We start from the raw sequence: 25,365 nt of genomic DNA on the forward strand, positions 1-25,365 counted from the left end.
GGATTAAATAAGGCTATTTTAGATAAATATTAATCAATATAAATCAGATGGTTATGCTGATTTGCTGAAACACGCTTAATGTGTAAACAAAAAGCGACTTCAGAGACATCTGGTTGCTGTGCTGGCCCTCCTGTGATGGAATGGTCGGAGTAGCATAATTTTATGTGTGCTAATAATGAGTTAGTCGGAATCTTCTTAAAAAAATATGCCTGCCGCTGGCTGTCATAAAAAAATAAAACTTGACTGAGATCATGCTTACGCATTAAACAACAGTGATGCATGCATAAAAATGTGAAGTTATCGGATGTGTATGCCCATACCAACGTCATGGACAAAGGCGCTGCGAACTGGAAAATCGTCAAAGGATGAAAAATAAATGAACTGGCAGTGGGTCTCTTTTTTTGGTGATAGTACCGTGTTGTTACCCAGCGCGGCAGCCGTGTTCATGGTTTTATTTCTGCGCAGGCCTTCCAGACAGATTGCCTGGCAATGGGGATTGCTGTTTGGTATTACCGGCGCCATCGTCAGTGCATCAAAACTGGCGTTTATGGGCTGGGGCATCGGCATCCGCGAGTTAGATTTCACCGGTTTTAGCGGGCATACCGCTTTATCTACCGCCTTCTGGCCTATCTTCTTATGGCTGCTCTGCGCTCGCGGTAGCGTTGCTTTACGCCGGACTGCCATGGTGATGGGGTATCTGCTGGCTGGCCTCGTGGGGTATTCCCGTCTGGCGATTCATGCCCACTCCCCATCAGAAGTGATTGCCGGGCTGCTGCTTGGCGCCTGCGGTAGCGCGCTGTTTCTGCTGCTGCAGCGGAACTCATCACGTGTCGTCGATGCGCAGCTCTCCTGGGGCGGGGTGCTCAGTCTGATTATCATCCCCGTCGTATTGCTAAATATTGGCACTAAAGCGCCGACCCAGTCACTGCTGGGCGAAATTGCCGTCAAGATTGGTCCGCTGGAAAAACCCTTTACCCGGGCGGATATGCATAAGCATTTTTACTGAGTGTGCTGCTGACAATGAATGAGACCAGCGAAAATAATAGAATCACTGCCGGCCTCGCACATTCATATTCATGAAATAAATAGTTGATACTACATTCTGCAGCAATGTTTTGCTGGCACAGGAAATAACGTGGCTGAGAACAATCCTAAATAGACAGCTAGCGCATGATACCTGAAGTTAAATTATCTTTGTCAAGTATAAAAAGTGAATGAAAGGTATTAATTTTTGTAGTTGACGAAAGTGATGACAATTTGAAGGGTTAGTTTATTTTGTCAGTAAAATCCTTAAAAAACATGATGTTAATTTTATGTTGGTGCATGAGTAAGTTTCGCTGGCTGGAACAGCGAGATATTATTAAACAATCTTATTGTGATGTCGTCCGCTTGTCGGAGGAGTAAGATTTGGTTGTTTTTATAAGCGAATAGTTGTCATTTTTACTCCCATTTGCCGGCAGAATCTCGTAAACTTGATGCCGCTAAAATATTGTCAGTGACTAATAATCCGGCGGGCGCTGCGCCAGCAAAAATGTATAAATGAAGTACAGTGCATTGGTAGCTGTTAAGCCAAGGGCGGTAGCGTATCGAAACCGTCAGCGTCAATTCTGCAGTCATCTTCTATATGTTCTAAATTCCTAAAACCGGTTGCGACGGATGATTATCCGCAAGCACCGTATATAATCGGCACTCTTTCTGACTCAACAGCGTTTTATCCCTCTGTCTGACCTGAGATAGCTCATGTCCAGGGTCGGCAGCGATCGGTGTGAGGGGCGTCGCTGGCGTTTTGACTGTGGCACTGATAATTCAAATAGTGCGTGGCTGATTACGTTCGAAGGGACTGCTTATTGCATCATCACTGCTGAACAAACATACTACGACTGGCGTCAGCGTGCGCTCCCTAAACTCATATTCCCCATGACTCGCCAGCTTGCGGAAACGGGGCTAAAAATGGATCTTGTATAATGATGAAAATCGCGCGTCTTGCACTTGCTTTGGGGCTGTTTACATCGATGAGTGCGCAGGTTTATGCCTCTGGTCTGGTACTCAATGATAACGAACTGCGCAACGATCTCTCCTGGCTTTCTGACCGGGGAGTTATCCAGCTTAGCCTTTCGACCTGGCCCTTGAGTCAGGAAGAGATTACCCGGGCGTTAAAAAAGGCCAAACCCTCCTATTCTTCTGAACAGGTGGTGCTGGCGCGTATTAATCAGCGGCTTTCCTCATTAAAGGCTGATTTCCGCGTCAGCGGCTACACCTCTACCGATCAGCCGGGAACACCGCAGGGCTTTGCACAAAGCCAACCGGCAGATAATTCGCTATCGCTGGCCTTTAATAACAGCGGCGACTGGTGGGATGTTCATCTGCAGGGCAATGTTGAAGGCGGTGAGCGTATCAGCAATGGCTCCCGTTTCAATGCCAACGGCGCGTACGGCGCGGTAAAATTCTGGAACCAGTGGCTGTCGTTTGGCCAGATGCCGCAGTGGTGGGGGCCAGGCTATGAAGGGAGCCTGATCCGCGGGGATGCTGCGAGACCAATGACCGGATTTCTGATGCAGCGCGCTGAACAGACCGCCCCGGAAACCTGGTGGCTACGCTGGATTGGCCCCTGGCAGTATCAGATTTCCGCCAGCCAGATGAACCAGTACACGGCGGTACCCCATGCCAAGATTATCGGCGGCCGTTTGACCTTCTCGCCGTTCCAGTCTCTGGAACTGGGGGCTTCGCGAATCATGCAGTGGGGAGGAGAGGGGCGCCCGCAATCGCTGAGTAATTTCTGGGATGGTTTTACCGGGAAAGACAATACAACGGCAAACGATCAGAATGAGCCTGGCAATCAGCTGGCAGGGTTTGACTTTAAGCTGAAACTAGAACCGACTCTCGGTTTGCCAGTTAGCTTATATGGTCAGATGATTGGTGAGGATGAATCAGGTTTCTTGCCATCCGCTAATATGTACCTTGGTGGTGTGGAAGGTCACCATGGCTGGGGGAAAGATGCGGTGAACTGGTATGTGGAAGCCCACGACACGCGCACAAATATGAGCCGAACAAACTACAGCTATACCCACCATATTTATACCGATGGCTATTATCAGCAGGGTTATCCGCTAGGTGATGCTATGGGGGGAGACGGGCAGCTGTTTGCCGGCAAAGTTGAACTGGTTACCGAAGATAATCAGCGTTGGAGTACGCGTCTGGTCTATGCCAAAGTGAACCCGAAGGATCAATCAATTAATAAGGCATTCCCGCACTCCGACACATTGAAAGGTGTACAGTTGGGGTGGAGTGGGGATGTCTATAAGACCGTTCGTCTGAATACGTCGCTGTGGTATACCAATGCGGACCATAGCGATAGCGATGATGTTGGCGCAAGCGCCGGGATCGAGATCCCATTTAGTTTATAGGCTAGATGCTACAGGAAGTCAGGAGAATGGTGTTTAGCCTACCATTCTCTGCGTGCAGCCAGACAGGAACAAACTGGTGGACGATATGTAGCTCAGGCATTGGCAAATTTTAGTTTACTGATGATGTGACATTATGAAGAAAAAAATGGTTAGATTTTCGGCATTGGCATTGGCAATAAGTTTTTTATCGGCTTGTACCATAATTCCTGGTCAGGGATTGAACAGCCTGCGTAAGAATGTGGTTGAACTACCGGATAGCGATTATGACCTGGATAAACTGGTTAACGTCTATCCGATGACGCCAGGGCTGATCGATCAACTACGTATGCCTACTGTGATGGCTCAGCCGAATCCGCAACTAGATAGTTTACTGAAAAACTATGAATATCGCATTGGTGTGGGCGATGTGCTGATGGTAACCGTATGGGATCATCCCGAATTAACGACACCAGCCGGGCAATACCGCAGTGCCAGCGATACCGGCAACTGGGTAAATGCTGATGGAACCATCTTCTATCCTTATATTGGTAAGGTTCAGGTTGCGGGAAAAACATTAGCTGAAGTCAGACAAATCATTGCAAGTCGTCTGACAACCTATATTGAAAGTCCTCAAGTCGATATCAGTGTAGCTGCTTTCCGTTCACAAAAAGCCTATGTTACAGGCGAGGTCATCAAGTCTGGCCAGCAGCCTATTACTAATATTCCGCTAACCGTTATGGATGCCATCAATAATGCAGGTGGGCTGGCACCAGATGCCGACTGGCGAAATGTCGTATTGACCCATAATGGTAAAGATACAAAAATCTCACTTTATGCGTTAATGCAGAAAGGTGATTTAAGCCAGAACCATCTCTTGTATCCTGGCGATATTTTATTTGTACCACGTAACGACGATCTGAAGGTCTTCGTAATGGGAGAGGTCGGGAAACAAAGTACCATGAAGATGGATCGCAGCGGTATGACTTTGGCTGAAGCTATTGGCAATGCTGAAGGGATGTCCCAAGCATTCAGCGATGCTACAGGTGTGTTCGTTGTCCGTCAGTTGAAAGGAGATAAGCAAGGGAAAATTGCTAATATCTATCAGCTAAATGCGCAGGATGCCTCAGCGATGGTTTTGGGTACAGAATTTCAGTTGCAGCCCTATGATATTGTGTATGTCACAACAGCTCCATTGGTCCGTTGGAATCGGGTAATATCTCAATTGGTTCCAACAATTAGCGGTGTGCATGATATGACTGAAACTGCGAAATTTATTCGAACTTGGTGATAGCTATGTTTGATTCAATCCTCGTTATTTGTACTGGAAATATATGTCGCTCACCAATCGGAGAAAGATTGTTACGTGAATTATTACCGTACAAAAAGATAGATTCAGCTGGTGTTGGAGCATTGGTTGATCATCCTGCGGATCCTTCTGCTATTAAAGTAGCTGAAAAGCATGGCTTATCATTAAAAGATCATAAGGGAAGGCAATTCACAGTAAGGTTAGGTCGTGAGTATGACTTGATATTAGTGATGGAATATACCCATCTTGAAGAGGTCACACGTATTTCTCCGGAGATACGTGGAAAAACAATGTTGCTAGGGCATTGGCTTAATGGAAAAGAAATTCCAGATCCTTACAGGAAAAGTGATGAGGCATTTGAATCTGTATTTCAATTAATACATCAAAGCTGCAAGCTTTGGACTCAAAAATTGGGTAGATAATTCAGGGAAATATTGCATGACATCAGAACTAAATAATAAGTCCTCTTCACCTGATTCAGGTGAGATCGATTTAGGACGCCTAATTGGTGAACTGATTGACCATAGGAAATTAGTAATCTCAATAACGGCTGGTTTCACTGTGTTGGCCGTGTTATATGCCTTAATGGCAACTCCAATATATCAAGCTAATGCTCTAATCCAGGTAGAACAGAAGCAAGGCAACGCAATCTTAGAAAGCCTTAGCCAAATGCTTCCGGATAGTCAACCACAGTCAGCGCCTGAAATTGCGTTGCTGCAATCTCGAATGGTATTAGGGAAGACGGTAGATGATTTGAATCTACAAGCAGAGGTACAGGAAAAGTATTTCCCGATTTTAGGACGAGGGATCGCACAAATTAATGGTGATAAATCTGGAGGTCTTAATATCACACACATATTTATATCGGGTGATGAACCTGAAATTACATTAACAGTAAAAGATAAAAATAGCTATAGTGTAGAAACTGATAATGGTGAGTTTAATGGAAAGGTTGGAACATTATTAGATGAGAAAGGTATATCGTTATTCGTTAGCACTATGGATGCAAGACCTGGAACTCGTTTTACTGTAAAATACCTAACACGTCTAAAAGCAATCAGCAATCTACAAGAATTGATCAGTGTTACAGATCAGGGAAAAGATACTGGGATATTAGAGCTAAAATTGACGGGTGATAATCCTGAGCATATAAAAAATATACTTGACTCGATTAGCCAGAATTACCTAGCTCAGAATGTATCACGACAGGCCGCACAAGACGCCAAAAGTTTGGATTTTTTAAATGAACAACTTCCACAAGTCCGGAGTGAGTTAGATATAGCTGAAGACAAACTAAATGCTTATCGCAAACAAAAAGACTCTGTAGATTTAACTATGGAGGCTAAGTCTGTTTTAGAGCAGATAGTTAATGTTGACAATCAACTTAATGGGTTGACATTTCGTGAGGCTGAAATATCGCAGCTATATACCAAAGAGCATCCAACTTATAAAGCTTTAATGGAGAAAAGACAAACGCTGCAAGCGGAGAAAGCGAAGCTTAATAAGAAAGTTAGTGGCATGCCTTCTACTCAGCAAGAGGTATTGAGATTAAGCCGTGATGTAGAATCCGGTAGAGCAGTTTATATGCAACTCTTAAGCCGGCAGCAAGAGTTGAATATAGCAAAATCTAGTGCTATAGGTAATGTCAGAATTATTGATAATGCTGTAACTGAATCAAAACCAGTAAAACCAAAAAAGGTCTTAGTGGTTGCAGTGGGTTTGATTTTTGGTTTGTTCTTTTCTGTAGGTCTCGTTTTACTTAGAGTTTTTCTACGTAGAGGAATTGAATCTCCTGAAGAACTGGAGGAGTTAGGTATAAATGTTTATGCAAGTGTACCTGTATCTGAATGGCTTTCGGGAAATCTTACTAAGAATAAGCGTAGGAGAAATGAATCAGATATCCTCTTGGCAGTAGAAAATCCAGCAGACCTTGCCGTTGAAGCTATTCGAAATCTACGAACAAGCATGCATTTTGCGATGATGGAAGCGAAAAATAATATTTTAATGATTTCTGGTGCAAGTCCAAATGCGGGTAAAACTTTTATAAGTACAAACCTTGCCGCAATAATCGCAATGACAGGGAAAAAAATACTCTTTATCGATGCTGACTTGCGTAAAGGATATGTACATAAGATATTGGGTCAATCACAAGCAAAAGGATTATCAGAAGTATTGTCTGGTCTAGCCTCAGTTGAAGATGTTATTGAAAGAGTACAAAGTTCACCATTTGATTATATTGGCCGAGGGCAAGTTCCACCAAACCCTGCTGAATTATTAATGCATCCGCGATTTGATGGATTACTGAAGTGGGCATCAGAGAAATATGATTTAGTTATCATTGATACACCACCTATTTTAGCTGTAACTGATGCTGCAATCATAGGTCGCTATGTCGGAACCTCTTTACTTGTTGCTAGATTTGAGACAAATACAGCAAAAGAAATTGCCGTCAGTGTAAAACGATTTGAACAAGGTGGTGTTGCTATTAAAGGTTGTATTTTGAATGGAGTAGTGAAGAAAGCTAGTAGCTATTATGGTTATGGTTATAATAACTATGGTTATTCATATACAGATAAGAAATAATAATTCGTTTTATATATAAGCAAGGCCTTTTTAGTCCTTGCTTATATCCCCAAAAATAATCTATATGCTTCACCTTAATAAATTAATAGGTTGAGGGTGTTATGACACATTTTGCAAAAAATGTTCTCAGTAGTGCTGCATTAGCGTTGGCTGATTTTATTAGTTTTGTTTCGTCACTTTATTTATCTTTGGGTATATCCTCGCTTATTTTTGGTGAGTTGAAAAATGAAATGCCAAATGATCAAATTGAAGGATGGGTTGGATTGCATTGGTTGCTAGGATTAGCTTGTATCGGTTGGTATGGGATAAGACTACGGCATTATTTTTATAGGAAAACATTTTGGTATGAATTAAAAGAAATATTACGAACGCTAGTTATTTTTGGCGTTTTCGAAGTTGCAATAATGGCTTTTGCAAAATGGTATTTCCCTAGTTTTCTATGGATTATTACTTGGCTGTTGGCAATTACATTAGTACCATTAGTCAGAATTGCAACAAAGGCAGTTTTAAATAAGTTAGGATTATGGCAGCGGGATACATGGATTATTGGAGATGGGAAAAACGCACAAGATGCTTACAAGGCAATTCTCAGTGAAAAAAATTTGGGATTACGTATTGTAGGTTTTATTTCTGAAAATAAAGATAATGAAAATTATATTTTGGTAGATGGACTACCAGTAATTAGCACAGACGTTAAGTGGCTAGATTCAATAGATAAAAGAACACAATTTATTGTAGCAGTCGAATCGCATCAAAGTGATATACGTAATCGATGGTTAAGGGAATTTATGATAAAGGGTTATCGATTTGTTTCGGTTATCCCGACCTTAAGGGGGATGCCGTTAGATAGCACTGACATGTCATTCATATTTAGCCATGAAGTTATGATTTTTCGTGTTCAACAGAATTTAGCAAAGCTATCATCAAGGATTATCAAACGATCATTTGATATTATAGGTGCAGTTAGTATTATAACAATATTGTCACCGTTACTAATTTACATTGCATTAAAAGTAAAAAAGGATGGGGGGCCTGCAATATACGGACATATGCGTGTAGGTAAAAATGGCAAGTCATTTAAGTGTTTAAAATTTCGTTCAATGGTAATTAATTCGAAAGAGGTATTAGATAATTTAATCTCGACAAATGAGGAAGCACGGAAAGAATGGGATGCAACTTTTAAATTAAAAAACGATCCTAGGATAACTAGTATTGGTGATTTTTTACGTAGAACAAGCTTGGATGAGTTGCCACAACTATTCAATGTTCTTATGGGACAAATGAGTCTTGTTGGTCCTCGGCCAATTATAACAGCCGAGTTGGAACGTTATAATGAAGAAGTAGATTATTATCTCCTAAGTAAACCAGGTATGACAGGTTTGTGGCAAGTCAGTGGGCGTAGTGATGTTGATTATGAAACCCGTGTATATTTAGATGCTTGGTATGTTAAAAATTGGTCAATGTGGAATGATATTGCTATCTTGTTCAAAACAATTCTCGTTGTTTTGAAAAAAGATGGTGCATACTGATTTTACTAATTATATCGGGATAAAATTTAGAAATATGAATGAGTATGAAAGTAGCAATAAATATTGGATACAGGTGTTAGGGGATAAACCTATATTTGTCTTCCCTGTACGAATGTTAGGAGGACATGAGCTTATGGCCTTAGAAATAATTAAGGGGTGTCTTACTGAAAATGCAGATGTTAGAGTTTTAATTGAACCAACGAATCATTCTTTAAAAAAACGATTAATAATAGAATGTTCAATGAGTGTCGATGCTATAGTTGATTTACCGACAAAACAACCAAAGTTGGAGTTTTTTCACTCAATTTTTAATGTGAGGCTCAAACAAAGATTAAATAATTTCTTTAGTACTGCATTGCAAAGAAAATATACTTCTATATTTTTAGTTCAAGGTGATATAGAAATTGGAAGCACAATTGCTGAAGTACTTATAAGTAAGAATATCAATTATATATCATATCTACCGTATCTACATTCTGCAAAGATAATGCATAAGAGATTTTCTAAAATAAGAGATCTATATGCTAGTTATTTATTAAATAGAACAAAGCACATTGTAACAATTTCTGAAGTTTTCAAAGCACAAATAAAAGAAAGAAATGAAATTTGTATAGTCGATGTGTTTAGGAATAGAGTTAGGGATTTGACCCTTTTCAAAGAAAAACGTATTTCTTACCTGAAAAAAAATCGAGAGGGGCCGGGTAAGCTAAAATTGACAATCATAGGGCGTGTGAGTTATAAACAAAAAGGTCACGACATAATGTTGTCAGCATTAAGGCTATTGACCCCTGAACAATTAAGTAGAATAAATCTTAATATTATTGGAGATGGTGAGGATCGTAGTCTTTTCATTAAAACATGTAATGAAGAATTACCAAGTTTAGAATATCACATGCATGGTTGGACACCTGAACCATGGGATTTAGCTTATAACAGCGATTATCTGTTTATCCCATCACGATTTGAAGGTGTACCATTAGTTATGCTAGAAGCAATAGCTCTAGATATACCAGTTATAGCATCAAATAGAGATGGGATGAAAGAGTATTTGACGGAAAGCCATCTATTTAACACCTATCAAGAATGCTCGAAGCTAATCATAAAATGTCTTAATTCAAATAATTAACTAGGGTAGTAGTAATGAAATATATTTTAGCAATACCTACTTATAATGGTGGGGAGAAATGGAAAGAAGTTGCAACTGCAATAAGACTCAATTCACGCGAAGAAGTCATAGTAAAAGTAATTGACTCGGGTAGTACTGATGACACAGTTGCCATTGCACTGGAAAATGGCTTTGATGTAGTTAAAATTAATAAAAGTGACTTTAATCATGGCGGTACAAGAAATTTAGCTTTCGAGAATATAGCTGAAACTGATATTGTTATTTTTTTGACTCAAGATGCGATTCCTTGTGCTGGATTTATAGATGAAATACTCTTATGTTTTGACGATCCAAGTGTGGCTTGTGCGTATGGTAGGCAATTACCACATCGTGAAGCTGATGCAATAGCAATTCATGCACGTAATTTTAATTACGCAAAAGATTCATATAAATACACTCTATCGGACATTGAGAAAAAGGGAATTAAAACAGTATTTATGTCAAACTCTTTTTCTGCGTATAAGGTAAATATTTTCACTCGGTTGGATGGATTCCCAAGCCATACGATCTTATGCGAGGATATGTTTTATGCTGCTAAAGCTATCAAGTCGGGGTATAGCATCTGCTATATGGCAGATGCTAAAGTATATCATTCTCATAATTATACAGCTGTAGATGAGTTTAAACGTTATTTTGATATAGGAGTTTTTCACGAAAAAGAGCCTTGGATAAGAGAGTTGACTGGTGGATTAGGTGGCGAAGGGAAAAAATTTGTAATTAGTGAAATGAAATATTTATATAGAAATAAGCCTGGCCTAATAATTAAAGCATTACTATCAACAGCCATGAAGTTTCTTGGACTAAAAATGGGTGGTCATTATTCATTGTTTCCAGTAGCTCTAGTTAAGAAAATGAGCATGCATAAAGGATATTGGAAATAAAATTAAGGCTGAGCTATGAAAATATTTATTATAATGCTAGGTGCATTTTTCTGGTTTTTTCTATATTTGTATGTTTGTAAAAAGCATAAGAGCGCAATAAATTTTTTCACACCAACTGCATTGACAATGCTACCAAAGTTTTATGTCTTAGAGATAATGTATCTCGGTTATTTTTTAAATCCTTATAGTGATTTTAGCTATTTATATATATATATATGTTATTCAATGGCATTCTTGTCACTAATAATTGGCTTTTTTTTCTCAACATCAGCCAAGTTGAGAATTGAACCATTAAACCCAACTCAGACAAAACTATTATTTTTTGCATTTGCGTTTACAGTCCTAAGTTTTTTATTTTTCTCACCAATATTGTTCGCATTTAAACAATACATCCTATCACCGAGGGTTATTTATGAAAAAACAAGAACAGGATATGGTGTTTATTTTTTTACATCAATTTTATTTAGTCAGTTGGCAATAATTTTTCTTTTTTATACATATAAACAAAATAAATTAATATCTTTTTTTCTAATTTTAGTAAATATTATATTTATATATCTGCATGGAGTGAAATCGCCATTGTTTACACTGGCTGTAAATTATTTTATTTATGGTCGATATGTGGAAAATAAAATAATTTCATTCAGCAAATTTTTCATACTTGCTAGTATTCTTTCAGTTGGTATTATCTTCGTATTTATAATGACATTTAGAGGTGATTTCAATACTGTATTTGCCTCAATGTCATACTATGCTGACTATACAAGAAATTTTGCTCTTTTAATTGATAATAATCAGTCCCCATATTTTGGACGTCTCTTATTTGAGAGCGAAGTCTTTGCAAGGTTACCGAGGGCTCTTTATCCGGATAAACCGCTTGATTTTGGATATTTGATCTTAGATAGGAAATATTTCCCTGATAGTTTTTATGATAATAAAGGTGTTCCATCTTTTGGTATGGGGGAATATTTTGCAGATTTTGGATATTTGTCTGTCTTCTTTATCATGTGTTCATTTTGGTTTAAAGGATTCTTGTTAAGAATTTTTTATAATACATTAAAAGTAAATAAAAATGTTTATGTATATATACCGTTCGCATTTCTTTGCGGTGCAAACCTTTTACCATTAGGTTATGGGTGGATGTTTTGGGAACATTGTGTTGTCGCTATAATGATATACATTATGTTCAAATTAGGATTCAGGAAAAAATACAGAGTATAATATGATATTAAACCTAACGCGCATTGGAAAAAGTGGTACTGGAATGTGGGAGTATTCAAAGAGAGTTGCTGATCTTCTCTCAAAGAAGAGAATGCTGACCGCGATAGTATGTTCGAAAAGTAATGCGGAGTATTTTAAATCGTTTGATGTTGAGGTTATTAAAACACCAGATATTGTTGCTAATTCATCAAAAATATCTAAACTGAGGCCAATCTATTGGTTGCTATATAGCTTTTATCTATCTGCAAAGTTGAAAGCTAAATATAGAGATGAACTAATAATGAGTACAACACATCATTCTTTGCCATTAATTCGTAAGCAAATTATCACTATCCATGATATAAGGCCAAGAAAGTATCCTGATTCAACGATCCAATTTTTAAATTTTAAGTACTTGATCCCTCGGGTTGCCAAAAAAGTTAAACATATTATAACTGTATCAAATGCGGTAAAAGAACAATTAGTATCAGTTTATGGATTGGACAAAAATAAAATCTCAGTAGTATATAATGCAGTAACAGAGAATTTAGGTTTCAATGAGAAACCTACTTCTAAAGAAAGGGACATGAATAAAGTTCTTATGATTGGGGCTAGTTGGAGACATAAAAATGCGCATCTGTTTATCTCTAACTACATGAAATTTGAAAATAAAATAGAACTGATAGTGGTTTCTGGAAAAACTAACTACCAGCAAGAATTAATTGAGCTAGTTAAAAAAGAAAAATTAGAAAAAAGAGTGACTTTTTTAAGTAACCTATCTGATGCAGAAATTGGTGACTTGTATACAAAGTCAACAGTCCTTGTCTATCCCTCTAAAGATGAAGGATTTGGTATCCCTCCGATTGAAGCTATGTCAAAAGGATTGCCAGTAATAGTATCCAATATTCCGGTTTTTAAGGAAATATTGTCAACTTCAGCCATTTATGTAGAGCCAGAATCATATTCAAGTTGGAAAGACAGTTTTGCTTTTTTGAGTGATAACAGAGATTCTTTAATAAATAGTGGTTATGAAACATCAAAAAAATATAATATTTCCTTAATGTCAAGTATGATTGATGATTTTTTAGATGCAATCAAAAGAAAGTGACTTCATAATGAAAAAAAGCATAGTGAAGAATACAATATCATTATACATTCGCATGTTAGTAATTATGGGGGTTACTCTTTATACATCGAGAATAGTATTAAAGGCGTTAGGATTTTATGATTTTGGATTATACAATGTAATTGGTAGTATAATAATAATATTGACATTCATTCAAGGTGTATCATCCCTAGCTACACAAAGATTCATTTCTTTTGCATTAGGGAAAAATGATCTAAATGAAGCTAGGAAATATTTCAATGCTAGTGTTCAAGCTCATTTTATTATTTCATGTATAGTAATTTTACTTGCGGAAATGTTTGGCCGGTGGTTAGTATATGATAAACTAAACTTTCCGTTAGATAGAGTTGATGATATGATGATTGTGTACCATGTTTCAATGGTTACAATTTTTTTCCAAATCATGCAAACTCCATTTATGTCTGCAATGATCGCATGTGAAAAAATGGGAGCATTTGCGAAGATTGGTATTGTGGATGCGGTTTTGCGATTGGTTTTAACGGTGATTTTTTCAGTGGTTATATATCATCAAAAATTGGTGATGTATTCAATTTTCATTTGCTCAGGTTATTTGACAGTATTCTTTATTTATTGGGGATACTCAAAGTATAAATTGTCTGTTTACTATCTTGACTTCAATCTTAAAAAAGATTTTGTATATATAAAAAATGTTTTCGTTTTCTCTTGTTGGTCATTATTCGGTTCACTAAGTTTGGTCTCAGTATCACAAGGGTTCTCGTTACTCACTTATTACTATTTTGGCCCAATAGCGAATGGCGCAGTTGCTCTAACTGAGCAAGTTTTGATGGCCTTAAGTCGAGTGTCTGGAACAATTCAGACAGCATTTAATCCCCAGATAGTACAAAGATATTCGGCAAATGATAAAAAAGAAGTTTGTTCAATGATTGAGATCTCTCATAGTGCAGTTTTTTTTGTTATTGCTATAACAGCAATTCCCTTATTTGCTGAAGCTCATTATGTTTTATCTCTCTGGTTAAAATCATATCCACCATTATTGCCTGATTTGGTAAAAATTATTGCTTTGTATATAATAATTGACTCTCTATCCGGACCTTATGTTAGTGTTGCATATGCTATTGGAGAGTTAAAGAAATATCAGTTGATGATTTCTTTTATTATGCTTGGTTCGTTGGGGGTTGCAGCCTTAATGTATCTCAATGGTTACTCCGTTATACAAACAGCTTTTTTCAGGATTGGATGTTCTGTATGTGTGCTGCTCTATAGAGTTTACTATGTGAAAGATAAACTAGGGAGAACAATTCTAGTTGATTTCTTTAAGAAAGCACCTAAGTATGCGGTGGTGTCTTTTATTGGCATAGCCCTTTCTTGTAGTATTGAAAGATATATTGATGAAGGTTTTTTACGTCTATTTACAGTGGTGGTCGCTAATTTTGTTGTTATTTCTATTCTGACATTTATTATCATTCTTAGGAGTGATGATAAAAGAAAGTTATTTGGCTATTTAAAGTTAAAATACTAAATTGATACTTTGAGGTTGTTATGAATAAATACGGTTTGATTGTTTATGAAAATGAAATTTATAAAAAAAGGAATTGGATAAATTTAGGCGATTATGTGCAAAGCACAGCTGCTAAGCAGTTTCTACCGAAAGTAGACTCTTTCATTTCTAGGGATCATATGAATTCATATGAGGGTGATCTGGCTCGTATGATCATGAATGCTTGGTATATGGATATACCAGAAAATTTCCCTCCAAGTAAAAATATATCACCTCTATATGTTTCAATGCACTTGAATACAACAATTCTTGAGCGCTTCTTTACAGAAGATACTATTAAACATTTGAAAGCACACGAACCCATTGGGTGTCGAGATATACATACCAAAGACATTCTTGAAAGTCATGGAGTTAAGGCCTATTATTCTGGCTGTTTAACGTTAACTCTAGGAAAGACATATAAGCGTGATAATATAACTGACAATATATATATTGTGGATCCTATGTATGATTCAATGACTTTACCTGAGTTAGTTAAAAAGCCGCTGCGCTTTGGAAAGAGAATATTGAACGGACGGGCATTCGAACTAACGCACAGAAAGAAAATCCTTGAAAGATACTTTGATAAGAATATATTGGATTCAGCGCAGTATTTGGATCAAATCATTCCATATATTACTGCGGACGAAGGGTTTAGATTAGCTCATGAATTTCTGACTAAACTTAGTACAGCAAAACTTGTCATTACATCTAGAATTCATACAGCTTTACCTTGTTTGGCAATGGGGACTCCTGTTATTTTTATAAATGGCGGGTTTAAAAATATTCTTGACAATTGTAGATTTAATGGGCTGATAGATTTCTTTAATCGTATAGATGTCGATTCAAGATGTAACTCAAAAATTAACTTTGAAGTCCCAAATGACAAAATTACTTTTTCAAATATCCCACAAAATAAAAATTTGCATGAAAAATATGCTAATGAACTGATTGATACTTGTACATCATTTATGAGTAAATAAAATATGCACTTACCCAAGTAGTTATACTTGGGTATAATTTAGCACAAGGTCATATTCTATGATGTCGAAAGATAGAAGGTTTGTCTTAAAACTATTTTTTCTTTCTTTAGCTTTTCCGAAAAAATTGCTAGCTTCAACTAATCATATTACAGGTAAAAACTATCTTTCATTTTATGGCGCTGATGCAGATGCATTTACGAAATTTTTAACATATGCAAAAATTACATCAGAAGAATGCTATATAGATATTGATGTTGAATTGAAAGAAAAATTAGAGTATGACTTTAATTATTCAACCATAAAATTAGTATTCTTATCCTCGACAATCAAGTGCGATACTCCTTTTTTGATATTTAGTTCTCTGGGCAAAAATTCATATATTAAAAACGCATCATTTACAACAATTAACTCGCCATGGGTTATATCAAGGTGGAAAGATAATAATTGGCTTACTGATCCTGATGAGATCTTGCACACATTAACAAAAACATTCTCTCCCGGTTATTATCAACCGACTATCAATGACCATGATATTTATGATTTATTAACTCAGGAACAGAAAACTCAAAATATCTCATCGGGAATAATAGTTAAAGATTCAAATGACGTTGTAATAATAAATCCCGAAGGTGTTTTCGCTTTATTCGAATTCTATAATTGTAATAATTGTACGGTTGTAAGTCCAAAAATTATGTCTGGGGGAAAAGGGGAGTATGGAACTATTGTCTTTAATAATATTTCATCTCCAACTTATGGATATGGTAATAAAGTAATTGGTGGTGAGATTTCTTATGGCTCTTATTCTGGAATAACTTTTATTCGTAATAAAGGACCCAATGCTGGGGTTTGGGGCGGGGTTAAACTATTTCGATGTGGAGAGTCGGGTGTAAAAACCTATCAAAATGAGATTAATTCTGTCTCAGCGAGGTGTTACAATTTAATTTTTGACTCAATACAATCAGAGCAAACGGTCTATGATGGTTTCGATTTTTCCTCTGATTATGGGCCAATAAGGCCAAGAATGATGGACTTTAGTTTACAACAGTATCCTTGGCATTATCTCCCAGTTGCACATAAGATAAGTAGGCTTACGGCAATAAATTGCAGGGGTACTGGTTTCTTTATTGATGGACAATTCTCTGACATTACAAATTTGAAAGCTGTTAAATGTTTTAAAGACGGATTTTTTATCAATGGCATTAATAACAAAATCTCAACTATAGATATAGTTGACTGCAATTTGCTTAATATTTCAACTGGTGTTCATCAAATCAATATACCAAATGAAAACTCAGTCAATGAGTTAAGCGTTATAACATCAAATAAAATTAATAACGGATACGCAATATATGCACCTCGATCTTCTGTAAAAAACAGAAGTATAAATTCACAATTGAAATCGATGGTTGAGTCTGCAAAATAATCATATATATTGTTGATTAAGGTTTATATTAGGACTAGGAGAATTCATGATCATTCCAATAGTAATGGCTGGTGGTACAGGAAGTCGCTTATGGCCTTTATCTAGAGAGCTATATCCTAAGCAATTCTTAAAGCTATATGGTCAACAGTCGATGCTACAGGAGACTGTCTCACGTTTAGATGGATTGAATATCCAAGAACCACTTGTTATTTGCAATGAACAACATCGCTTCCTTGCTGCAGAGCAACTTCGTCAAATTGGTAAACTTTCAAATAATATCATTCTGGAGCCTGTTGCTAGAAATACTGCACCAGCTATCACTATTGCAGCATTAAATGCTATAAGTAAAGGCGATGACCCTATATTGCTTGTTCTTGCTGCTGATCACGTCATAGAAGACAAAGTCGCCTTTCACAATTCTATATGTAGCGCTTTGCCTTATGCTGAAACTGGAAAACTTGTAACTTTTGGTATTGTACCTACAGGCCCAGAAACAGGGTATGGGTATATCCATCGTGGTGATGCATTAGATATAGAGTCTTCCTCCGTATTTAAAGTTAAACGCTTTGTTGAAAAACCATGCTTGGAAATTGCTAATGAGTATTTTGCTAGCGGTGAGTACTACTGGAATAGTGGTATGTTTCTTTTTAAAGCCAAACGTTTTCTTGAAGAACTATCCATTTTTCGTCCAGATATTTTAAATGCTTGCCAGGATGCAATTGCGGGACTTAACCCTGATTCTTTAGAAAATTTCATTCGAATTGATAAAGATGCGTTTACTGCTTGTCCTGATGAATCAATTGACTATGCCGTTATGGAGAAAACCGAGTCTGCCATTGTAGTTCCGCTTAATGCCGGTTGGAATGACGTGGGTTCTTGGAATGCTCTCTGGGAAGTTGATAGAAAGGATGAAGACGGGAATGCCCTGACCGGTGATATATATACTAAAAATGCACTAGATTGTTATATTAATACTGAGAATCAGTTCGTTGCTGCAGTTGGCGTGAATAATCTTGCTATAGTTAGTACCAAGGATGCTGTTCTTGTAATTGATAAATCTCAGGTTCAAGACGTCAAAAAGATAGTTGAATATTTAAAGAAAAATTCTCGAAGGGAATATAAGCTACACAGAGAGTCATATAATCCTTGGGGCCATCGTGATAATCTCATATTAACTCCTAAATATCATATAAATAAAGTTACAGTTAAACCTGGTGGAAAATTCTCTCTACAAATTCATCATCATCGTACTGAGCATTGGATTATCTTATCTGGGACCGCTCAAGTTACTCTAGGTGATGAAATATTATTTCTAACTGAAAATCAATCGACTTTTATTCCTGTTGGCGTTCAGCACATGCTGGAGAACCCCGGGAAAATCCCTTTGGTTCTTCTCGAAGTGCAGTCTGGTTCTTATTTGGGTGATGATGATATCATTCGTATTAAAGACCACTATGAATTCTGATTATTAAGGATTAGTTATAATGACAAATTTGACTTGTTTTAAAGCCTACGATATCCGCGGAAAATTAGGCGATGAACTTAATGATGATATTGCATATCGTATAGGTCGTGCATTTGGTGAGTATTTGAAACCAAAGAAAGTTGTTGTAGGCGGAGATATTCGTCTTACTAGTGAATCTCTAAAACTTGCCGTGGCTCAGGGTTTACAGGATTCAGGTGTCGATGTATTAGATATTGGCCTTTCAGGCACTGAAGAAATATATTTTGCAACTAGTTTTTTAAAGATTGATGGCGGTGTTGAGATTACAGCGAGCCATAATCCAAAAAATTATAATGGGATGAAGCTGGTTCGTGAAGATTCAAAACCGATCAGTGGGGATACTGGTCTTTTTGAGATTCGACGATTAGCAGAACAAAATATTTTTCCTGTTCCAGTAGCCACCAAAAGAGGTAGTTATAAGGCTATTTCGGTGCTTCATGAGTATGTTGATAAATTATTCGAATTTATTCGGGTAGGTAATTTTGATAAGCATCTAAAACTAGTTGTGAATTCTGGTAACGGTGCTGCTGGACATGTTATTGATGAAATTGAAAAAAGATTTAATGAATTAAATATTCCAGTTAAATTTGTTAAGATACACCATGAGCCTGATGGTAACTTTCCAAATGGCATACCCAATCCTTTACTTCCAGAATGTCGTCAAGATACAGCCAATGCAGTTATTGAATATGGTGCTGATATGGGCATCGCATTTGACGGCGATTTCGATCGTTGTTTTTTGTTTGATGAGAACGGCCGATTTATAGAGGGCTATTATATTGTCGGTTTGCTAGCTGAGGCATTTCTAGAAAAGCAGCCTGGATCACGAATTATTTATGACCCTAGATTGACTTGGAATACAATAGATATTATTGATAAGTCTGGAGGAGTAGGCATTTTATCTAAAACTGGACATGCTTTTATTAAGGAGAGAATGCGCTCGGAGGATGCAATCTATGGAGGGGAAATGAGTGCGCATCATTATTTCCGCGATTTTTCTTATTGCGACAGCGGTATGATTCCTTGGCTACTTGTAGCAGAGTTACTTTGTGTGAAAAAACAGTCGTTAGGACAATTAGTTAATGAAAGATTAACAGCCTACCCTGCCTCTGGCGAGATAAATAGCTCTTTGGTCGATCCTATAAAATCAATCGATCGTATTCTTGAAAAATATTGTTCTGAAGCTGAATATATAGATAAAACAGACGGGATTGGCCTCGAGTTTAAGGATTGGAGGTTTAATCTTAGAACTTCTAATACAGAACCGGTGGTAAGATTAAATGTTGAATCTAGAGCTGATGTAAAACTCATGGAGGAAAAAACTAAGGAAATATTGTTACTTCTTCGGGAGTAATAAATTTGGATGTTCTGTAATTTCGAGCTAAATGTGTTGCTTTATTAGTGTGAATAAATGTTTGTTGCGCTATATTTTTTGAGTTTTTGTTTTGGTGAGTTTTTAAACCTTCTGTGTTCTCCATTAAATATATTTTAATCTTTATGTGTTTTTTGTGTTCAAGATGGTTTTATCGGCTAATAAGAAACTGATGAGATGATTAGAACCCATATCTGTCGTGAACTTACTTTACGCTATGCGACGGATCATCTTTGAGCTAACATAATCATCACATTTAAGCTGCGAGCGTGTCGCAGTGACCACACCAGACAGGAGTATGTAATGTCCAAGCAACAGATCGGGGTTGTCGGTATGGCAGTGATGGGGCGCAACCTTGCGCTCAACATCGAAAGCCGTGGTTATACCGTCTCTGTTTTCAACCGCTCCCGTGATAAGACCGAAGAAGTGATTGCCGAAAATCCAGGCAAGAAACTGGTCCCATATTATACCGTTAAAGAGTTTGTTGAATCCCTTGAAACTCCACGCCGCATCCTGTTGATGGTGAAAGCAGGCGCTGGCACTGATAGCGCGATCGATTCTCTTAAGCCATATCTGGACAAAGGCGACATCATCATTGATGGGGGCAACACCTTCTTCCAGGACACTATCCGTCGTAACCGTGAGCTGTCTGCCGAAGGTTTCAACTTTATCGGTACCGGTGTTTCTGGTGGTGAAGAGGGTGCACTGAAAGGCCCTTCTATCATGCCTGGTGGGCAGAAAGAAGCCTATGAACTGGTAGCGCCAATTCTCGAGCAGATTGCTGCTCGTGCTGAGGATGGTGAACCATGTGTCGCCTATATCGGTGCTGACGGTGCGGGTCACTATGTCAAAATGGTCCACAACGGTATCGAGTATGGCGACATGCAGTTGATTGCTGAAGCCTATGCTTTACTAAAAGGTGGTCTGGCGCTTTCTAATGAAGAACTGGCGGCAACCTTTACCGAATGGAATGTAGGTGAGCTCAGCAGTTATCTGATCGATATCACCAAAGACATCTTCACTAAAAAAGATGAAGAAGGTAAATACCTGGTTGATGTGATCCTTGATGAAGCAGCCAACAAAGGTACCGGTAAATGGACCAGCCAGAGTTCACTGGATCTGGGCGAACCGCTGTCCCTGATTACCGAGTCCGTTTTCGCTCGTTACATCTCTTCTCTGAAAGATCAGCGTGTTGCTGCTTCTAAAGTCCTGACGGGGCCAGAAGCTCAACCAGCAGGTGACAAGGCTGAGTTTGTAGAGAAAGTTCGTCGCGCTCTGTATCTGGGCAAGATCGTTTCTTATGCTCAAGGCTTCTCCCAACTGCGTGCTGCATCGGATGAATACAACTGGGATCTGAACTACGGTGAGATTGCCAAAATCTTCCGTGCAGGTTGTATCATTCGTGCGCAGTTCCTGCAGAAGATCACTGATGCTTACGAGCAGAATGCAAGCATTGCTAACCTGCTGCTGGCACCGTACTTCAAACAGATTGCTGATGAATACCAGCAAGCGCTGCGTGATGTCGTGGCTTATGCTGTTCAGAACGGTATCCCGGTTCCGACATTCTCTGCTGCCATTGCCTACTACGACAGCTATCGCTCTGCAGTCCTGCCGGCTAACCTGATCCAGGCTCAGCGTGACTATTTCGGTGCCCATACGTATAAGCGTACCGATAAAGAAGGTGTTTTCCACACCGAATGGATTGAGTAAAATAATTTCGCAAACCCGGGAATAAACTTCCGGGTTTTTTGTGATTATTGATTTTAATAATTGTCATTTCGAAGAGCTATTTCTATTTTTTCTCTTGTAAATATATCCTCTTTATCATTTTTTATATACGCCTTCTTTAATTGAAGAACATACTTTTCATTTATTACTGATAAGCTGAATTCTTCAGTTGAATATAACATTTAAGGTAAGTCAAATATGAAGATCCTTGTCACTGGCGGCGCGGGGTTTATTGGTTCTGCAGTTGTGCGTCATATTATTGAAAATACCCAGGACGAAGTACGCGTGATGGATTGCCTGACTTATGCGGGGAATCTTGAATCTCTGGCGACGGTTGCCGATAGCGAACGTTACTCCTTTACTCAAACTGATATCACCGATGCTAAATCCGTCTCGGAGCAGTTCAGCGATTTCCACCCGGATATCGTGATGCACTTGGCGGCAGAAAGCCATGTTGACCGCTCAATTGATGGTCCGGCGGCCTTTATTCAGACTAACCTGATCGGCACCTTTACCCTGCTGGAGGCGGCACGTCACTATTATTCTACTCTGGATGCCGCGCAGAAGCAGGCGTTCCGTTTCCACCATATCTCTACTGATGAAGTTTATGGTGACCTGCACGGCACTGATGACCTGTTTACGGAAGAAACGCCGTATGCGCCAAGCAGCCCGTACTCTGCCTCCAAGGCCGGTAGCGATCACCTGGTGCGTGCCTGGAACCGTACCTACGGTCTGCCGGTAGTGGTGACCAACTGCTCCAATAACTATGGCCCGTATCACTTCCCGGAAAAACTGATCCCGCTGACCATTCTCAATGCGCTGGCGGGTAAACCGCTGCCGGTGTATGGCAATGGCGAACAGATTCGTGACTGGCTCTATGTGGAAGATCACGCGCGTGCGCTCTATAAAGTCGCAACACAGGGTGAGAGCGGTGAAACATATAATATCGGCGGTCATAACGAGCGTAAGAATATTGATGTAGTACGTACTATCTGCGCGATTCTCGATAAAGTGGTGGAACAGAAGCCGGGCAACATCAGCCAGTTTGCCGATCTCATCACCTTTGTGAAAGATCGTCCGGGCCATGATCTGCGTTACGCGATCGATGCGGCAAAAATTCAGCGCGACCTGGGCTGGGTTCCGCAAGAAACTTTTGAAAGCGGAATTGAAAAAACGGTTCACTGGTATCTGACCAATCAGAACTGGTGGCAGCGTGTGCTGGACGGCTCCTATGCCGGTGAACGTCTTGGTCTGAATAACTAATTGTCCTGGCTTGGCTCACTCATTAAGGAAACTGACAAATGAAAGGTATTGTTCTGGCCGGTGGCTCCGGTACGCGTCTGTACCCGATTACCCAGGGTGTCTCTAAACAGCTTCTGCCGATTTACGATAAGCCGATGATTTATTATCCGGTGTCTGTGCTGATGTTATCGGGGATCCGCGATATTCTGATCATCACCACGCCGGAAGATATGCCAGCATTTCAGCGCCTGCTGGGCGATGGTTCGCAGTTTGGGGTTAACTTCAGCTATGCTATTCAGCCTTCTCCGGATGGTCTGGCGCAGGCTTTTATTATCGGTGAGAAATTTATCGGCAATGATTCCTGTGCGTTAGTGCTGGGCGACAATATTTATTTCGGTCAGAGTTTTGGTAAAAAGCTGGAAGCAGCAGCCAGCAAAACGTCAGGCGCAACCGTATTTGGTTATCAGGTTCTTGATCCGGAGCGTTTTGGCGTGGTGGAGTTTGATGAGGACTTCCGGGCATTGTCGATTGAAGAAAAGCCGCTAAAACCAAAATCAGACTGGGCAGTCACTGGACTCTATTTCTACGACAACAATGTTGTGGAAATGGCGAAAGAGGTGAAGCCGTCTGAGCGTGGCGAGCTGGAAATCACCACCCTGAACCAGATGTATCTGGATCGTGGCGATCTGCAGGTTGAACTGCTGGGCCGTGGTTTTGCCTGGCTCGATACCGGTACTCATGACAGCCTGATTGAGGCTTCGCAGTTTATTCACACTATTGAGAAGCGCCAGGGCATGAAGGTGGCCTGTCTGGAAGAGATTGCTTACCGCAATGACTGGCTGGGTGCCGAAGGAGTTGCGGCCCAGGCTGAACGGCTGAAGAAAACCGAATATGGCGCTTATCTGAAACGCCTGCTTAACGAACGTTAATCGCCTGCCGATCATATACAAGGTATTTAATAATGAAAATTTTACTGATTGGTAAAAATGGCCAGGTTGGCTGGGAGCTGCAGCGTTCGCTGTCGACGCTGGGTGAGGTGGTCGCCGTTGATTACTTCGATAAAGAATTATGCGGTGATTTAACGAATCTGGAAGGCATTGCACAAACTGTTCGTCAGGTAAAACCGGATGTCATTGTCAATGCGGCGGCCCACACTGCGGTAGATAAAGCTGAAAGCGAGCGTGAGCTATCTGACCTGTTGAACGATAAGGGTGTGGCAGTACTGGCGGAAGAGTCAGCGAAACTGGGGGCCCTGATAGTGCATTACTCCACCGATTATGTGTTCGACGGGGAGGGGAGCCACTATCGTCAGGAAGAGGAGGCCACCGGGCCGCTGAACGTCTATGGCGAGACCAAACGCGCCGGAGAAATTGCGCTGGAGCAGGCAAATCCCCGTCATCTTATTTTCCGCACCAGCTGGGTGTACGCGACCCGTGGGGCGAACTTTGCCAAAACCATGCTGCGTCTGGCGGGTGAGAAAGAGACGCTATCGATCATTAACGATCAGCACGGTGCGCCGACCGGGGCAGAGCTGCTGGCGGACTGCACCGCCATCGCCATCCGCGAAGCGTTGCGTAATAACGCGGTTGCCGGAACCTACCATCTGGTGGCCAGCGGTGAAACCAGCTGGTATGACTATGCCTGCTTTGTCTTTGATGTGGCGCGAGCAAACGGCGTGCAGCTTGCTATCAAAGAGGTTAACGGGATCCCGACAACGGCTTATCCAACGCCGGCAAAACGTCCGCTGAATTCCCGCCTGTCTAATGAAAAATTCCAGCGCGTATTTGGTGTCACGCTCCCGGACTGGCGTCAGGGTGTTAAGCGTGTTGTCGTTGAAGTCTCAGGCAAGTAAGGGCATACAAGATGAATATTATTAAAACAGACATTCCTGACGTACTGATTTTTGAGCCTCGCGTGTTCGGTGATGCGCGTGGTTTTTTCTTTGAAAGCTTCAGTAGTAAGGTGTTTGATGAGGCGGTCGGTCGTCATGTTGAGTTTGTACAGGATAACCATTCGCAGTCGCAGAAGGGAGTGCTGCGGGGCCTGCACTATCAGCTGGATCCGCACTCGCAGGGTAAACTGGTGCGCTGCGTGGAAGGTGAGGTTTTTGATGTGGCGGTGGATATCCGTCGTTCATCTCCAACCTTTGGCAAATGGGTTGGGGCGGTGCTCAGCGCAGAGAATAAACGTCAGTTGTGGATCCCGGAAGGGTTTGCGCATGGTTTTATGGCGCTGAGTGAGACGGTGCAGTTTGTCTATAAAGCGACCAACTACTACGCGCCACAGTCAGAGCGCAGCATTCTCTGGAATGACCCTGACATTGGCATTGAGTGGCCTGAACTGGACGGTTGCACGCTTTCTTTGTCTGAGAAAGATATGCTAGCCCATACTTTGGCGACCGCTGAAGTATATAACTAAATA

The 25,365-nt window shown here is 39.8% G+C and carries 20 protein-coding genes; all 20 read left to right on the forward strand.

Annotation, left to right across the window (positions count from 1 at the left end; translation table 11 throughout):
* Positions 1-376 precede the first annotated feature (376 nt).
* The gene (locus tag Q1L34_RS08130) at positions 377-1,006 is read left to right on the forward strand and encodes a phosphatase PAP2 family protein (RefSeq protein ID WP_180862520.1); all 630 of its coding nucleotides are present in this window, start codon (positions 377-379) and stop codon (positions 1,004-1,006) included.
* Between the two features lie 958 nt (positions 1,007-1,964).
* Entirely contained in the window at positions 1,965-3,404 is a 1,440-nt protein-coding gene (locus Q1L34_RS08135) for a capsule assembly Wzi family protein (RefSeq protein WP_327204446.1), read from the forward strand.
* A gap of 133 nt (positions 3,405-3,537) precedes the next feature.
* Entirely contained in the window at positions 3,538-4,671 is a 1,134-nt protein-coding gene (locus Q1L34_RS08140) for a polysaccharide export protein (RefSeq protein WP_180862522.1), read from the forward strand.
* Positions 4,672-4,676: 5 nt separating this feature from the next.
* A complete protein-coding gene (locus tag Q1L34_RS08145) occupies positions 4,677-5,111 on the forward strand; it encodes an arsenate reductase/protein-tyrosine-phosphatase family protein (RefSeq protein ID WP_180862523.1) in 435 nt (144 codons plus the stop codon).
* 16 nt (positions 5,112-5,127) lie between these two features.
* Positions 5,128-7,272 (forward strand): polysaccharide biosynthesis tyrosine autokinase, encoded by a 2,145-nt coding sequence (locus Q1L34_RS08150; protein WP_327204447.1) that lies wholly within the window; start codon positions 5,128-5,130, stop codon positions 7,270-7,272.
* Between the two features lie 101 nt (positions 7,273-7,373).
* The gene (wbaP, locus tag Q1L34_RS08155; protein ID WP_180862525.1) at positions 7,374-8,801 is read left to right on the forward strand and encodes an undecaprenyl-phosphate galactose phosphotransferase WbaP; all 1,428 of its coding nucleotides are present in this window, start codon (positions 7,374-7,376) and stop codon (positions 8,799-8,801) included.
* Positions 8,802-8,835: 34 nt separating this feature from the next.
* Positions 8,836-9,927, forward strand: a complete 1,092-nt coding sequence (locus tag Q1L34_RS08160; RefSeq protein ID WP_180862526.1) for a glycosyltransferase — start codon at positions 8,836-8,838, stop codon at positions 9,925-9,927.
* A gap of 14 nt (positions 9,928-9,941) precedes the next feature.
* Positions 9,942-10,847 (forward strand): glycosyltransferase family 2 protein, encoded by a 906-nt coding sequence (locus tag Q1L34_RS08165; protein WP_180862527.1) that lies wholly within the window; start codon positions 9,942-9,944, stop codon positions 10,845-10,847.
* A 15-nt stretch (positions 10,848-10,862) separates the two neighbouring features.
* Positions 10,863-12,068 carry an O-antigen polymerase gene (locus Q1L34_RS08170; RefSeq protein WP_180862528.1) on the forward strand — a complete coding sequence of 402 codons (1,206 nt, stop codon included), beginning with the start codon at positions 10,863-10,865 and terminating at the stop codon, positions 12,066-12,068.
* A 1-nt stretch (position 12,069) separates the two neighbouring features.
* Entirely contained in the window at positions 12,070-13,155 is a 1,086-nt protein-coding gene (locus Q1L34_RS08175) for a glycosyltransferase family 4 protein (protein WP_180862529.1), read from the forward strand.
* Positions 13,136-14,674, forward strand: coding sequence for a lipopolysaccharide biosynthesis protein (locus tag Q1L34_RS08180; RefSeq protein ID WP_180862530.1), 1,539 nt, complete (start codon positions 13,136-13,138; stop codon positions 14,672-14,674). The genes Q1L34_RS08175 and Q1L34_RS08180 overlap by 20 nt, the downstream gene beginning before the upstream one ends.
* 20 nt (positions 14,675-14,694) lie before the next feature.
* A complete protein-coding gene (locus tag Q1L34_RS08185; protein WP_180862531.1) occupies positions 14,695-15,675 on the forward strand; it encodes a polysaccharide pyruvyl transferase family protein in 981 nt (326 codons plus the stop codon).
* 58 nt (positions 15,676-15,733) lie between these two features.
* Complete coding sequence (locus Q1L34_RS08190; protein WP_180862532.1) at positions 15,734-17,098, forward strand: tail spike protein; 1,365 nt, start codon at positions 15,734-15,736, stop codon at positions 17,096-17,098.
* Positions 17,099-17,144: 46 nt separating this feature from the next.
* Positions 17,145-18,563, forward strand: a complete 1,419-nt coding sequence (locus tag Q1L34_RS08195) for a mannose-1-phosphate guanylyltransferase/mannose-6-phosphate isomerase (protein WP_180862533.1) — start codon at positions 17,145-17,147, stop codon at positions 18,561-18,563.
* 19 nt (positions 18,564-18,582) lie between these two features.
* Positions 18,583-19,956 carry a phosphomannomutase CpsG gene (gene cpsG / locus Q1L34_RS08200; protein WP_180862534.1) on the forward strand — a complete coding sequence of 458 codons (1,374 nt, stop codon included), beginning with the start codon at positions 18,583-18,585 and terminating at the stop codon, positions 19,954-19,956.
* Positions 19,957-20,277: 321 nt separating this feature from the next.
* A complete protein-coding gene (gnd, locus tag Q1L34_RS08205; RefSeq protein ID WP_180862535.1) occupies positions 20,278-21,684 on the forward strand; it encodes an NADP-dependent phosphogluconate dehydrogenase in 1,407 nt (468 codons plus the stop codon).
* 216 nt (positions 21,685-21,900) lie between these two features.
* On the forward strand, positions 21,901-22,965 hold the full coding sequence (rfbB, locus tag Q1L34_RS08210) for a dTDP-glucose 4,6-dehydratase (protein ID WP_180862536.1): 1,065 nt from the start codon (positions 21,901-21,903) through the stop codon (positions 22,963-22,965).
* 38 nt (positions 22,966-23,003) lie between these two features.
* Positions 23,004-23,873, forward strand: coding sequence for a glucose-1-phosphate thymidylyltransferase RfbA (rfbA, locus tag Q1L34_RS08215; protein ID WP_180862537.1), 870 nt, complete (start codon positions 23,004-23,006; stop codon positions 23,871-23,873).
* Positions 23,874-23,905: 32 nt separating this feature from the next.
* Positions 23,906-24,796, forward strand: a complete 891-nt coding sequence (rfbD, locus tag Q1L34_RS08220; protein ID WP_104895834.1) for a dTDP-4-dehydrorhamnose reductase — start codon at positions 23,906-23,908, stop codon at positions 24,794-24,796.
* 11 nt (positions 24,797-24,807) lie between these two features.
* A complete protein-coding gene (rfbC, locus tag Q1L34_RS08225; protein WP_104895833.1) occupies positions 24,808-25,362 on the forward strand; it encodes a dTDP-4-dehydrorhamnose 3,5-epimerase in 555 nt (184 codons plus the stop codon).
* Positions 25,363-25,365: the final 3 nt, after the last annotated feature.

It is taken from the genome of Klebsiella ornithinolytica (genome assembly GCF_030505655.1).
Lineage (GTDB): Bacteria > Pseudomonadota > Gammaproteobacteria > Enterobacterales > Enterobacteriaceae > Klebsiella > Klebsiella ornithinolytica.

Coding starts and splice junctions, on each gene's coding strand:
- Q1L34_RS08130 (WP_180862520.1), top strand. CDS start 377: ATGAACTGGCAGTGGGTCTCTTTTTTTGGTGATAGTACCGTGTTGTTA.
- Q1L34_RS08135 (WP_327204446.1), top strand. CDS start 1,965: ATGATGAAAATCGCGCGTCTTGCACTTGCTTTGGGGCTGTTTACATCG.
- Q1L34_RS08140 (WP_180862522.1), top strand. CDS start 3,538: ATGAAGAAAAAAATGGTTAGATTTTCGGCATTGGCATTGGCAATAAGT.
- Q1L34_RS08145 (WP_180862523.1), top strand. CDS start 4,677: ATGTTTGATTCAATCCTCGTTATTTGTACTGGAAATATATGTCGCTCA.
- Q1L34_RS08150 (WP_327204447.1), top strand. CDS start 5,128: ATGACATCAGAACTAAATAATAAGTCCTCTTCACCTGATTCAGGTGAG.
- wbaP (WP_180862525.1), top strand. CDS start 7,374: ATGACACATTTTGCAAAAAATGTTCTCAGTAGTGCTGCATTAGCGTTG.
- Q1L34_RS08160 (WP_180862526.1), top strand. CDS start 8,836: ATGAATGAGTATGAAAGTAGCAATAAATATTGGATACAGGTGTTAGGG.
- Q1L34_RS08165 (WP_180862527.1), top strand. CDS start 9,942: ATGAAATATATTTTAGCAATACCTACTTATAATGGTGGGGAGAAATGG.
- Q1L34_RS08170 (WP_180862528.1), top strand. CDS start 10,863: ATGAAAATATTTATTATAATGCTAGGTGCATTTTTCTGGTTTTTTCTA.
- Q1L34_RS08175 (WP_180862529.1), top strand. CDS start 12,070: ATGATATTAAACCTAACGCGCATTGGAAAAAGTGGTACTGGAATGTGG.
- Q1L34_RS08180 (WP_180862530.1), top strand. CDS start 13,136: ATGCAATCAAAAGAAAGTGACTTCATAATGAAAAAAAGCATAGTGAAG.
- Q1L34_RS08185 (WP_180862531.1), top strand. CDS start 14,695: ATGAATAAATACGGTTTGATTGTTTATGAAAATGAAATTTATAAAAAA.
- Q1L34_RS08190 (WP_180862532.1), top strand. CDS start 15,734: ATGATGTCGAAAGATAGAAGGTTTGTCTTAAAACTATTTTTTCTTTCT.
- Q1L34_RS08195 (WP_180862533.1), top strand. CDS start 17,145: ATGATCATTCCAATAGTAATGGCTGGTGGTACAGGAAGTCGCTTATGG.
- cpsG (WP_180862534.1), top strand. CDS start 18,583: ATGACAAATTTGACTTGTTTTAAAGCCTACGATATCCGCGGAAAATTA.
- gnd (WP_180862535.1), top strand. CDS start 20,278: ATGTCCAAGCAACAGATCGGGGTTGTCGGTATGGCAGTGATGGGGCGC.
- rfbB (WP_180862536.1), top strand. CDS start 21,901: ATGAAGATCCTTGTCACTGGCGGCGCGGGGTTTATTGGTTCTGCAGTT.
- rfbA (WP_180862537.1), top strand. CDS start 23,004: ATGAAAGGTATTGTTCTGGCCGGTGGCTCCGGTACGCGTCTGTACCCG.
- rfbD (WP_104895834.1), top strand. CDS start 23,906: ATGAAAATTTTACTGATTGGTAAAAATGGCCAGGTTGGCTGGGAGCTG.
- rfbC (WP_104895833.1), top strand. CDS start 24,808: ATGAATATTATTAAAACAGACATTCCTGACGTACTGATTTTTGAGCCT.